The organism is Clostridium gelidum (assembly GCF_019977655.1).
GTDB classification, from domain to species: Bacteria; Bacillota; Clostridia; order Clostridiales; family Clostridiaceae; genus Clostridium; species Clostridium gelidum.
In genome coordinates this window covers 226,342-238,794 of the sequence record NZ_AP024849.1, presented here as the reverse complement: position 1 = coordinate 238,794, position 12,453 = coordinate 226,342, and the positions used below count along the sequence as shown (strand labels likewise).

The 12,453-nt window shown below is 27.8% G+C and carries 12 protein-coding genes; 1 reads left to right on the top strand and 11 read right to left on the bottom strand.

Annotation, left to right across the window (positions count from 1 at the left end; translation table 11 throughout):
• Positions 1-126: 126 nt before the first annotated feature.
• From psyc5s11_RS01210 to psyc5s11_RS01190, 5 genes are all read right to left on the bottom strand, one after another.
• Complete coding sequence (locus psyc5s11_RS01210) at positions 127-1,419, bottom strand: tetratricopeptide repeat protein (protein WP_224035852.1); 1,293 nt, start codon at positions 1,417-1,419, stop codon at positions 127-129.
• Positions 1,420-1,626: 207 nt separating this feature from the next.
• Complete coding sequence (gene ptsP, locus psyc5s11_RS01205) at positions 1,627-3,246, bottom strand: phosphoenolpyruvate--protein phosphotransferase (RefSeq protein WP_224035851.1); 1,620 nt, start codon at positions 3,244-3,246, stop codon at positions 1,627-1,629.
• Between the two features lie 295 nt (positions 3,247-3,541).
• Positions 3,542-4,897, bottom strand: coding sequence for a sensor histidine kinase (locus psyc5s11_RS01200; protein WP_224035850.1), 1,356 nt, complete (start codon positions 4,895-4,897; stop codon positions 3,542-3,544).
• The gene (locus tag psyc5s11_RS01195) at positions 4,869-5,561 is read right to left on the bottom strand and encodes a response regulator transcription factor (RefSeq protein WP_224035849.1); all 693 of its coding nucleotides are present in this window, start codon (positions 5,559-5,561) and stop codon (positions 4,869-4,871) included. The genes psyc5s11_RS01200 and psyc5s11_RS01195 overlap by 29 nt, the downstream gene beginning before the upstream one ends.
• Before the next feature lie 35 nt (positions 5,562-5,596).
• Positions 5,597-6,373 carry a tetratricopeptide repeat protein gene (locus tag psyc5s11_RS01190; RefSeq protein WP_224035848.1) on the bottom strand — a complete coding sequence of 259 codons (777 nt, stop codon included), beginning with the start codon at positions 6,371-6,373 and terminating at the stop codon, positions 5,597-5,599.
• Positions 6,374-6,630: 257 nt separating this feature from the next.
• On the opposite strand from psyc5s11_RS01190, the gene psyc5s11_RS01185 reads away from it, so the two are divergent.
• A complete protein-coding gene (locus psyc5s11_RS01185) occupies positions 6,631-7,494 on the top strand; it encodes a YitT family protein (protein WP_224035847.1) in 864 nt (287 codons plus the stop codon).
• 233 nt (positions 7,495-7,727) lie between these two features.
• Here psyc5s11_RS01185 and psyc5s11_RS01180 read toward each other — a convergent pair whose 3' ends face one another.
• From psyc5s11_RS01180 to truA, 6 genes are all read right to left on the bottom strand, one after another.
• Positions 7,728-8,285: a Fe-S-containing hydro-lyase gene (locus psyc5s11_RS01180; RefSeq protein WP_224035846.1), complete on the bottom strand. Its 558-nt coding sequence runs from the start codon at positions 8,283-8,285 to the stop codon at positions 7,728-7,730.
• Between the two features lie 196 nt (positions 8,286-8,481).
• Positions 8,482-9,324 carry a fumarate hydratase gene (locus psyc5s11_RS01175; protein ID WP_224035845.1) on the bottom strand — a complete coding sequence of 281 codons (843 nt, stop codon included), beginning with the start codon at positions 9,322-9,324 and terminating at the stop codon, positions 8,482-8,484.
• A gap of 415 nt (positions 9,325-9,739) precedes the next feature.
• Entirely contained in the window at positions 9,740-10,402 is a 663-nt protein-coding gene (locus psyc5s11_RS01170; RefSeq protein ID WP_224035844.1) for an N-acetylmuramoyl-L-alanine amidase, read from the bottom strand.
• Between the two features lie 296 nt (positions 10,403-10,698).
• Complete coding sequence (rpsI, locus tag psyc5s11_RS01165; RefSeq protein WP_224035843.1) at positions 10,699-11,091, bottom strand: 30S ribosomal protein S9; 393 nt, start codon at positions 11,089-11,091, stop codon at positions 10,699-10,701.
• A gap of 26 nt (positions 11,092-11,117) precedes the next feature.
• Positions 11,118-11,552, bottom strand: a complete 435-nt coding sequence (gene rplM, locus psyc5s11_RS01160; protein ID WP_224035842.1) for a 50S ribosomal protein L13 — start codon at positions 11,550-11,552, stop codon at positions 11,118-11,120.
• A 159-nt stretch (positions 11,553-11,711) separates the two neighbouring features.
• The gene (truA, locus tag psyc5s11_RS01155) at positions 11,712-12,446 is read right to left on the bottom strand and encodes a tRNA pseudouridine(38-40) synthase TruA (protein WP_224035841.1); all 735 of its coding nucleotides are present in this window, start codon (positions 12,444-12,446) and stop codon (positions 11,712-11,714) included.
• Positions 12,447-12,453: the final 7 nt, after the last annotated feature.

Genomic DNA, 12,453 nt, shown 5'->3' with positions numbered 1-12,453 from the left:
TTTTGAATTAACTCCTGCTTTTATTTTTATAATTCAAAGACTCTAGTCACAATAGGTCTTCCACATTATGCATCTATCTTTTCCTAATATATAAATTAATATAACAATATTTTGTTTTTAATATGCCTAACTCCTTGCTATACTTGCAAGATTATCATTTATATAAATTGATTTCGGAAAATTATTTATTAATGCATTTGCATAATTCTTGCTCTTTTCCTTATCCACAGAATTGTTTAGTAATGCTAACTCATATAATGCTTCTTCAGCATATACTCCCTTAGGATATTTACTATAATACTCTTCATATTGTACTAATGCAGTTTGCCTTTCTGATTTTTTTAGCGAATTACTTGCTCTATAAAACAAAATATGTTCTTTATAACTATTTCCTTCACAATATATATATGCTTTACCAAGTGAAATTCCAGCATCTACATAATTACCTTGATTAAAATATCCTAATCCATAATCATAGAATTTTGATGCTCCTTCATTTTTCATTAATTTAACAGCTTGATTATATACTTCAGTATCCCCATTACTTATTGATTCTGCTTTAACATTTTTTAATTGTTCGTATATTACATCAAAATCGTTACTTGCCATTAATGCTTTTAACTTTTCTTTATCAAAACTTGTACTCTTAGAAGCTTCTTTTACTATTTCTTCTGAAGTAGTCCCTGGCTTTACTTCTGATGTTTCTTGCATTTTAGGTTCTTTGTTCTCATCTGTTATATTATCTTTTTCTTCTATATCTTCAGTATTCTTTTTGTCTTCTATATTATTGAATAAGTCTTTATTTTTAAACTTTGACATAACTAAATATCCACCAACAATAATTGCAAGAATCACAAATAAACTTGTTATAATTATGAGAAAACCTTTTGAAGAATTTTTAGATTCTAAATATATCCCATCTTCTTTTAATTCTTTTTCAATAATTTTAGCTGTGATTGCATTTTGGTCTATGCTTAAAGCCTTGTCTACATATTCTTTAGCTCTATATAAGTCACCTTTTTTTTGATAACACATCGCAATCCCTGTACTTACCTTAATTGCATTAAAATCACTCTCTGAGCATTTCTTAAATAATTCTAATGCCTTATCTATTTTCAATTGTTTTAAAGCTTGTTCTCCTTGTTTATATAAATCTAATCGCCTTTCATCAGCTATAGCATCTTTTATGTAATTTTCTGCAATATCATCATTATTTATATCTTTATTCATTTCCCATGCTGTAATAGCCTCTCTTAAGTTTCCTTTTTGATATAATAGTAACCCTTTAAAATTTAATACAACTGGGTTGTCCAATCCTTCTAATAATATATCTTCACATAATTCTAGTGCCTTATTAATTTTCCCTTTTTCATAATAATCCATAGCTTTACCATAAGCTTTGTTAACCTTTTTATTCATAAATATCCCCTTACTACTATTAAGATGAATTAACTCTTACTTAATAGTATATTATATCTTATACCGTGCTTACAATTATATATTAATTTATAGAATATCTATAATAAATTTAATATTTGTTTATGTAATAATCTATTATTCCATATAAAAATCAAAGGCTATCTCATGCATTGTGAGATAGCCTCTAATTCTATAACAATTTATATATTATTCTTGTTCTAACATTATTTTCTTAGCATTTAAGATTGATGAAGAACTCATTGAGAATTCATCTAATCCATATTCAATTAGTGTAGGGATAGCAGCTTCATCTCCAGCCATTTCTCCACACATTCCAACCCATTTACCATGCTTATGAGCTCCATCTATAGTCATCTTTATTAGTCTAAGCACAGCTGGGTGCATTGGATTATAAAGATATGAAACTTTTTCACTCATTCTATCAGCAGCTAAAGTATATTGAATTAAGTCATTTGTTCCAATTGAGAAGAAATCAACATGTTTAGCTAATTCATCAGCATAAACTGCTGCTGCTGGAATTTCAACCATGATTCCCCATTGAATTTTTTCTGAATATTCTTTTCCTTCAGCTTTTAATTCAGCTTTACATTCATCAACAACTTCTTTTGCTTGCTCGAATTCTTCTAATCCTGAAATCATTGGGAACATAACTGCAAGATTTCCATAAATAGAAGCTCTAAGTAATGCTCTTAATTGAACCTTAAATATATCTTTTCTATCTAAGCAAAGTCTGATTGCTCTATATCCTAAGAATGGATTCATTTCTTTTGGTAATGGTAAATATGGAAGAGTCTTATCTCCACCGATATCTAAAGTTCTTATAACAACTTGCTTACCTTCCATTTTTTCAAGAGCAAATTTATAACTTTCAAATTGTTCATCTTCTGTTGGAGCACTATCTCTATCCATGTATAAGAATTCTGTTCTAAATAATCCTACACCGTCTCCACCATTTGCTAAAACTCCAAGAACATCTTCTGGTTGACCAATATTTCCACAAACTTCAATTCTTCTACCTGATTTAGTAGTTGTTTTAACATCTATCAATTTCTTTAATTCTTCTTGCTCAGCTTGGAACTTTTCTTTTTTTGCTTTATATTCTACTATTACTTCTTCTGAAGGGTTTATAAGTACATCTCCAGTTAGTCCATCAACTATAAGCATATCTCCAGTTTTAACACATGTAGTTATGTCACCTAATCCAAGTACAGCTGGAATTTCTAGAGTTCTAGCCATTATAGCTGCATGTGAAGTTCTTCCACCGATATCTGTAATAAATCCTACAACTTTAGTTCTATCTAATCCTGCAGTATCAGATGGAGTTAAGTCATGAGCTACAACTATTGTATTATTTTCAGTTATACTAAAAGAATCTCCGCCTTTACCTGCAAAATTTAATAATATTCTCTTAGATACATCTTTAATATCTGCAGCTCTTTCTCTCATGTATTCATTATCCATAGATTCAAATATAGCAACAAAAGTATTGGTAACACTTTCGATTGCTTTTAAGCCATTTAGGCTATTATTTTCAATTTCACTTATCATTGCTCCAGTAAATTCTGGATCATCTAATAATGTAATATGTGCTTCAAATACATCTGCTTTTTCTGCACCCATTTCTTTTTCTGCTTTAATTTTAATAATCTCTAATTGTGCTTTAGAATCATCTAATGCTTTTTGCATTTTCTCTTTCTCTGCACCTATATCTGTAATTTTAGTGTCACTTACAACGATTTCTTCATGTTCTTGTAAAAATACTCTTCCTATTGCATATCCTTTAGAAGCAGCAATACCTTTTTTCATAATATGGAACTCCTCCTTGATTGTAAATTTATTATTATAATTATTTTTTTGTCTTAATATATACTCAATTGCTATTAAAAAAACTAGCTCTTTCTATTATATCATAACTCTTTTTAAATTTTAACCAAGTTTTGTGACTTTTTTAACAAATTCCGTTTAAATTAAGTATATACGAGCTTTTATAATCATATTTTAATTTACTTTATATTGATTTTTACTAGAATTTTATAATAATATACATTTTTCATAGATATTACCGCTACTTTTTATTATTTAGTCAATTTAATTAATATTTTTATTCTTTATTTATAGGAATTATCAAATAAATTTTAAACATATCGCCTTCTTTTTTTATCCTAACCTCTCCACTATGAAGTTCAACTATACTCTTGGTTATAGCAAGACCTAGTCCTGAACCTTCAACCTTTGAATTTCTAGATTTATCACCTCTTGCAAATCTTTCAAACATTTCCTCTTCATTAAAATCCATCTCATAATTTGCAATATTCTTTACTCCAATTTTTAAAAAATCGTCTTCTAATTTGATATTAATATAAACTCTAGTATTATTTAATGAATATTTTAGCGCATTAATTATTACATTTTCCAAGGCTCTAGACATAAGTTTTCCATCAAGTTCCATATATATTGCATCTTCTTCAGTTGTAACTTTAAAAGAAATATTTTTTTCTTCATATAACGTACTATATTCACCTATCCCTTGATGTATTAATGATAATATATCAATTAAATCTCTATTTAATTTGATCTTTCCACTATTAATCTTTGACATTTCAAATAAATCCTCAATTAAAATCTTTAATTTCAGAGATTTTTTTTCTAATATTAATAGATATTCTTCCCTTTCTGCTTCTGTTATATCACCATTTTTTAATATTGTTACATAATTTATTATTGATGTTAATGGTGTTTTTAAATCATGAGATACATTGGATATTAATTCAGTTTTTAATTTTTCATTATGCATGCCATTTTCTAAAATTTCTTTATATCCAGCTTTTATCAAATTAATATTCTTCACTAATTCCTTTATTGCTAAAGAGCCATCAAGTTTAATATCTTCTTGCAAATTCCCCTCATTAACTTTTCTAAGACCATCATTTACAACAATTATATCCAAAGTCTTTTTTAATGCATACATCATAGCAAGAAATAAAATGATAATAACAAATATACTGCCCTTAAACGGATATGTCTGAAAAAATCTAACAAATATATTATTTTCATATCCACCAGTTGCAAGAAAATACAGATATATAATTAAGAGTATAATCACTAATGCTATTGAAATTATTAATGTATTTCTTGTTTCTTTATAATGAAATCCATTTCTAATTACAAAAATCACATTATTAATACTATTTGATTGAATTTGAGGTGATTTAGGGTTTCTTTTTATTACAAGAATAATTTTTATAATAAAACCAATATTTATAATACATAATGAAAACAGTTCTAATGCATTATTTTTAATATTCTCCGCTGCTAAATCATGTTGCACTTTATTTATCTGTATATAATCTCCTAAATTTGAAAACAAAATCAATGTAATTAAAGCTATAACTAATATATCAATTAAGTAGATGCTACTAAAGTATATTTTAATCTTCCTTTTCAATCTTGTATCCAATCCCCCACACCACCTTAATATATTCAGGCTCTTTTGTGTTTATTTCTATCTTTTCTCTTATTCGTCTAATATGTACAGTTACAGTATTTTCGCTCTTATAAAATATCTCTTCCCATACATTCTCATATATCTCTTTTATAGAAAATACTTTTCCTGAATTTGAAGCTAATAAATACAATATTTTGTATTCTGTAGCTGTTACTTTAATCTCTTCTCCTCGTAAAGTGATTTTTTTAGCAATAGTATCTATAACTAAATCCTTAACCTTAACTATCTCCTTGCCTTCTTCAACACTTAATGGTTTTTCATATCTTCTTAATTGCGATTTAACTCTTGCAACTAATTCTAAATGATTAAATGGCTTGGTTATATAATCATCTGCACCAACATTTAAGCCTAATATCTTATCTGAATCTTCACCTTTTGCAGATAACATTATTATAGGCAAATTTTGATTTTCTCTAATTTTTAAGCAAGTCCTTATTCCATCAAGTTTAGGCATCATTATATCTAATATAACTAAATGTATCTTTTCCTTCTCAAGAATGTCTAAAGCTTCTAATCCATCTTCTGCTTTAAATACTTTTAAATTTTCCCCTCTTAAATATATTTCAATTGCATCTCTTATTTCCTTTTCATCATCAGCTACTAATACATTGAACATAATACTCCTCCTTATTTCGTTTTTTGCCATATTAATTAATTATATACTGCCTTTTTAAATTCTTCTGAATTCTTAACTGGATCAAAATCATGTTCTCTCTTCGCCACTTCTTTAACCCCTGAATTTATTTGTATTGCTTTGTTTAGATATGTCATAGTATTAGCCACATCACCTCTTCTTCCATAAATAGATGATACCCCATAGTAACTCCATGCATAGTCTTCAACTTCCAATGCTTTATTATACCACTTTAATGCTTCATCCATATTTTCATATAATTCATATGTAAGTGCTTTGTTAAACCTTCCATAGCCATAATTTTCATTAATACTTAATGATTTATCTATATCCTTCATCCCTCCATCATAATCTCCATTATAAGCCTTTGCAATACCTCTTATATTATATCCCTTAGCATTATTGGGGAATTCACTTATAAGTACATTAGCTTTGTTAATTGCATTAACATATTCATTTGAAAAAAATAATGTATATGCCTCATTATACAACTGATTTTCTCTAGTTGAATAATTCTTTTCTTTTTCATTTATTTTAATATCCTCATCATTATCTATTTTTGAATTAGCCCCATCTGTGTCTTCTACATCTACATTAGTTGCACTGTTAATATATGATTCTTCTATATCCGCAGGTTTTACTATTTCTTTTGGTACATTATCTTGATTTTTTATGTTTCTACTACTTATATTTGTCCAACCTTCATAAGACAATATTCCCATCACTAATATAACTAGAGCTATTAATAGTATTTTCTTATTTTTTTCACTTCCTGGTAGCTTAATTCTACTCATATATTTCTCCTCTTCTTATACTTCTATTAATTTAAATTTATTTAATTTTAGCTTAAATATAAAAAAGCATTTTTCTATTTACATATTAGATTAAATTGTTAATTATTTAATCATAAAATTATCAATTCGTCTAAATATATTATCTCTTATTAAAAGTATTTTTTCAATAAACACTCACTTATTTGTATTATCTCTTGATTTTTTATTTATAAAGTGTCTTAATATTAAGAGAATTATAACTTTAAAGGAGCATTCTTATGAACACATATTACAAATTCAAAGCCAATATCCTTGATACCTTGATTATTTTTTTAGGTTGTATTATTTCCTCTTTAGGGGTAAATATTTTTCTGTCCCATGCAAAGCTTTTAAGCGGTGGAGCTACTGGTATCGGATTACTTTTAGAATATACAATGGGAATACCTGTTGGTATAGTGGTCCTTTTAATTAACATTCCATTACTTATAATAAGCTACAAAAAACTTAATAAATCATTTATCATTTATACAACCATAGGAATGCTTTGTCTTTCTCTGTCACTAATCATAACTAGACCCTTATCTAACTTAGTTGCTTTAGATAATTTAGATTTATTACTTTACTGCATATATGGTGGAGTTTTATGTGGTGTTGGTTATGGTTTAGTATTTTTACGGAATGGCTCTACTGGTGGAACTGACATTATAACCATGCTTATTAGAAGAAAATATTCAAACTTCAATATCGGTGGTTTAGGATTTTCACTTAATTTAATAATAATAATAATTGGAGCATTCACATCAGGTATTACTGAAGCATTATATACTCTTATTTCTTTATTTATTCAAAGTATAGTATTAGATAAAATGTTAAAGGGTTTTAGTAGCAAGAAGCTCCTTCTTATATTAACCGTAAAAGAAGAAGAAATTATTAATTATGTAATTAAAGATCTAAATAGGGGAATTACCTCTTTATTTGCTGAAGGAGAATACACTCATGATCGTAAAAAAATGCTATATTGCATTGTAACTTCTCGTCAAATGATTGAATTGAATACTGCTATCCACGACATAGATCCTACAGCCTTTATAACCATAGTTGATATATCTGAAGTTAGAGGAAAAGGTTTTATAAATATATAGATTTTACATATTTTGTATTAATAATTTTTATTAAATAAAGAATATTTTAATAAAATAATCCACAGAAAATGAAAGAATGAGCTTATTTATACACAACTCATTCTTTTTATGTTAATAACTATTTATTATATATATTGAAATTTTAATTATTCACTGAAACAGGTGATAGTTACCAAATCAGATGTAGATTATTTTCACAACATATATATTATGAATTTTTTATATAAGAATCTCTATTTAATTGAGTTCAAATACTCTTGCTGTCCAATTTCATAAAGATTATTTCCTTCAGTATCTATAATAACAACTAATGGCATATCCTTGACTTCCATTTTTCTTATAGCCTCAGCACCTAAATCCTCATATGCAATTATTTCAGATTTAACAATGCTCTTCCCTATTAAAGCTGCTGCACCTCCAATCGCTCCAAAATAAACTGCTTTATTTCTCTTAATTGCATCAATTACCTCTTCATTTCTTGCACCCTTACCTATCATTCCTTTTAAGCCAAGATCCATTAACGTTGGTGCATAAGCATCCATTCTATAACTAGTTGTAGGACCAGCTGATCCTATTACCTTTCCTGGCTTTGCTGGAGATGGTCCAACATAATATATAGTTTCATTTTTTATATTTAAAGGCAATTCTTTTCCCTCTTCTAGCAAATCTATCAATCTTTTATGTGCAGCATCTCTAGCAGAATAAATAACTCCGCTTAATAAAACACTATCTCCAGCCTTCAGATTTAATATTTTATCTTCTGTAAGAGGTGTATGTAACTTAATTTCCATTCGACTTTTCCTCCAATACTTTAGTTTTGTATGTTATCTGTCATTTAAATTGTTCTAAAACTCAATAATTTTTAAATTTGAGCTAAGAACTTCACATCCTCAAATGCAATATTCAATCTTTAGCGATTACGGGTGCGCTGACCCCTTATTATATAATTTCAATTAAAGTAGAAAGCTTCACTTGAAAAGTTTTACTTTATATTATGGCTTCTTTATGTCTAGTTGCATGACAGTTTATATTTACTGCTACAGGCAATCCTGCAATATGTGTTGGATATGTTTCTATGTTCAATCCTAAAGCAGTAGTCTTTCCACCAAATCCTTGTGGCCCAATACCCAATTCATTTATCTTTTCTAACAATTCTACTTCTAAATCCTTATAGAACTCATCTTTATTTCTTATATTAACAGGTCTAAGTAATGCTTTCTTAGCTAAATAAGCAGCCTTATCAAAAGTTCCACCAATTCCAACACCTATAACCATTGGTGGACATGGATTAGGACCAGCAGTTTTAACAGTATCTATAATAAACTTCTTAACACCTTCTAAACCATCTGAAGGTTTAAGCATACCTATTTTACTCATATTTTCCGATCCAAATCCCTTTGGTGCTAAAGTTATTTTAACCTTATCACCATCTACTATGTCATAATAAATTACAGCTGGAGTATTATCCTTCGTATTTATTCTTCTAATAGGATCCTCTACAACTGATTTTCTTAAAAAACCTTCTTCATAGCCTCTACGTACGCCTTCATTAACCGCATCCTCAAGTCTACCCCCAACTAAATGTACATCTTGTCCTATTTCAATAAATACGCATGCCATACCTGTATCTTGACACATAGGCATTTCTTCATTATTCGCAATTTCAGAATTAATAATTATCTTATCTAAAACCTCTGCTGCTAACTTCCATGTTTCTTTTTCTCTAGATTTTTGTAAGGCCTCTTTAATATCTGAGCCTAAAAAATAATTTGCCTCAATAGATAAATTCCTTACTGCATCTATAATAAGGTCAACATTCACTTCCCTCATCCTAACAACTCCTCTATTTATTACTTAAATATAAAGAATAAAAATGATTATTATAAATCAATTTCTATACTTATATATTTTAAACTTATTACCACATATAAGTTTAAAATTATTTTTTATTATTTACAACCCTAAATAAATCAATTTATTTTCTTTACTTTTTAACTTTGGACTTTCATAATTTCAATTTTTTATTACTATACTTAAATATAAGTACTTTAGATATTGAGAGGTATAGCCATATGACTAATAAAAATTCAAATGAACTTATTACTATAATAATTTATTTTTTAGTTATTTTACTAATGTGTTTAATATTATATAATTTATTTTTAATAATAAATCAAAATTACTCTTCACCACAATCACATGGAAATAGCATTAAAGTTGGCCCTATTTTTCTTGAATAGAAATATTAAGTATTTTTATTCTCAAAATACTTATTAACGCCATTTATTATTCCTTTAACTATTTTATCTTGGTGTTCATCACTTTTTAATTTTTCTTCTTCCTCATGATTGGATAAAAAACCACATTCTACAAGAACACATGCGCCCTCATATCCATCTCTCAATATTCTATATTGTTCCTTAGCAGCTTTAGGAATTCTCTTATTTTTATCAGCTACTGTTTCTTTTAAAGAATTTTGAATCTCCTCTGCTAAAATCTTACTGTTGTCATTAGATGCATACCACACTTGAGCTCCAAAACAACTTGCTTGTGGAAATATATTTTGATGTATAGAAATAAAAACATCACATTTAGTATCTTTTTTCATCTGACATCTTGCATTTAAATCTTTAACTTTTCTAGAATCTAATTGTGAATCTTCTTCTCTTGTCATATAAACAAGGTATCCTGAATTTTCTAATTCTATTTTTAATTTTGTAGCTATTAATAAATTTATGTTTTTTTCTATTGTTCCATTTTTTGTTTTTGCTCCTCCATCAATGCCGCCATGTCCTGGATCTATTAGTATAATGCTTTTAGTATTATTTTCATCTGAATTTGCTCTTATTGGCATTCCAAGTATTAAACAGAATATGCAAAATAGTACTAAGACTTTTTTAATTTTCATTAAATTAATCCCTCCAATTATTTTAGATTATATAAAATATTATTTGCTATATAATCTTAATTATTCAGATTCATTACACTAATATTTACATTTTATCATTCTAAATTTAATTATTTCTCATAAATATAATCTTTTATATTTAATTAACGCTTCATAACCATATGTTAAAATAATTATACTCCAGTAATTAATATACATTTGTTAGTTACCGTTAAAAAGTAATGTATTTTCATAAGTTTTTATATATAAAAAAATCCCACAAACACTGAGTTTGTAGGATTTTTTGAACTCCAATATTATCTCTTTGAGAATTGAGGAGCTCTTCTTGCTTTTTTAAGACCGTATTTCTTTCTTTCTGTCATTCTTGGATCTCTAGTTAAGAAACCTGCCTTCTTTAATTCTGGCTTTAAAGCTTCATCTGATTTAACTAATGCTCTAGTTATACCATGTCTGATAGCTCCTGCTTGACCTGTAAATCCACCACCGTGAACATTTACTAATACGTCAAACTTATCCTTAGTTCCAGTTAAAACTAATGGTTGGTTTACGATAACTCTTAATGTTTCTAAACCAAAAAAGTTTTCTATTTCTCTTTTATTTATAACTACCTTACCATTACCTGGTACAAGTCTTACTCTTGCAACTGATTTTTTTCTTCTTCCAGTTCCCATATATTGAACTTTTGCCATTTTTTATTCCTCCTCCCGAGATGGTATTAGTACTTTAATTCAAGTACTTCTGGTTTTTGAGCTGCATGATTATGTTCAGCACCTCTGTATACATTTAATTTCTTTAACATTTGTCTTCCTAATACACCATTTGGAAGCATTCTTCTTACAGCTTCTTCAAAAGCGAATTCAGGTTTCTTATCTAATACTACTCTATAAGGAGTTTCTTTTAATCCACCTGGATAAAAACTATGTTTTCTCATTAATTTTTGATCTAACTTTTTACCAGTTAAAACAACTTTTTCTGCATTAATTACAATAACAAAGTCTCCGCAGTCAACATTAGGTGTAAATATTGGCTTATTTTTACCTCTTAAAATTGAAGCAATTTGGCTAGCAACTCTACCTAGTGTTTTACCATCTGCATCAACTACATACCATTTTCTTTCGATTTCATTTGGTTTAGCAATGTATGATTTCATCTGTTTCCCTCCCTGAACTTACATTATTTCTTTACCTTTTAAAAGTAAATTTCTTTTATGTCAAGATCCGAAGCTAATGGATCTTATGTACATAAATGTTTTAACAAACAAACTTATTATAATACACGCATACGGGCGTGTCAACATTTTTTTGCCATTTTAATAAAAAACTTTTTCTAATATTAGACCGTTTGGAGGCACACACATACCTGCTCTTATTCTATTTCCTTCTACTATTATACTTTCTATCTCTTCAGCTTTTAATTTCCCATTACCAACTTTTATTAATGTTCCTACTATTATTCTTACCATATTGTATAAAAAACCATTAGCAGTTATAAATATTTTTATTTTATCGTTCTCTTGTTCTATGTACAGCTCTTGAATATTTCGTGTAGTTGTTTTTATAGAACTTCCTGGAGACATAAATGCTTTAAAATCATGATTGCCTATAAAATACTTGCAGGCTTTCCGCATTTCAACAACATCCAATTTATATCTGCAATGATATAAATACTGATTACCTAATGACAGCCTTTCATATCTATTAACAATAGTATACGAATATGTTTTACCCTTTGAAGAATATCTAGCATGAAAATCTGCATCAACCTCTTCTGATTTAATAATAGATACATCATTAGGTAATCTTGTATTTATAGCTTCTCTAAACTTATCTCCTGGTATCGTACTATTAGTAAAAAAATTTGCAACCATTTCTCTTGCATGTACACCTGCATCAGTTCTAGAACTTCCATTAATCATAATATTTTCTCCAGTAGCCTTAAATATTGCAGTCTCTATTACTTTTTGGACCGTTCTATCTTTAGGTTGCCTTTGCCATCCACAAAAATTACTTCCATCAAATTCAATTATTAATTTTATGTTTTTCATTTATATC

Coding starts and splice junctions, on each gene's coding strand:
- psyc5s11_RS01210 (WP_224035852.1), bottom strand. CDS start 1,419: ATGAATAAAAAGGTTAACAAAGCTTATGGTAAAGCTATGGATTATTAT.
- psyc5s11_RS01195 (WP_224035849.1), bottom strand. CDS start 5,561: ATGTTCAATGTATTAGTAGCTGATGATGAAAAGGAAATAAGAGATGCA.
- rpsI (WP_224035843.1), bottom strand. CDS start 11,091: ATGGCAAAAGTTCAATATATGGGAACTGGAAGAAGAAAAAAATCAGTT.
- truA (WP_224035841.1), bottom strand. CDS start 12,446: ATGAAAAACATAAAATTAATAATTGAATTTGATGGAAGTAATTTTTGT.
- psyc5s11_RS01185 (WP_224035847.1), top strand. CDS start 6,631: ATGAACACATATTACAAATTCAAAGCCAATATCCTTGATACCTTGATT.
- psyc5s11_RS01190 (WP_224035848.1), bottom strand. CDS start 6,373: ATGAGTAGAATTAAGCTACCAGGAAGTGAAAAAAATAAGAAAATACTA.
- psyc5s11_RS01170 (WP_224035844.1), bottom strand. CDS start 10,402: ATGAAAATTAAAAAAGTCTTAGTACTATTTTGCATATTCTGTTTAATA.
- psyc5s11_RS01175 (WP_224035845.1), bottom strand. CDS start 9,324: ATGAGGGAAGTGAATGTTGACCTTATTATAGATGCAGTAAGGAATTTA.
- ptsP (WP_224035851.1), bottom strand. CDS start 3,246: ATGAAAAAAGGTATTGCTGCTTCTAAAGGATATGCAATAGGAAGAGTA.
- rplM (WP_224035842.1), bottom strand. CDS start 11,552: ATGAAATCATACATTGCTAAACCAAATGAAATCGAAAGAAAATGGTAT.
- psyc5s11_RS01180 (WP_224035846.1), bottom strand. CDS start 8,285: ATGGAAATTAAGTTACATACACCTCTTACAGAAGATAAAATATTAAAT.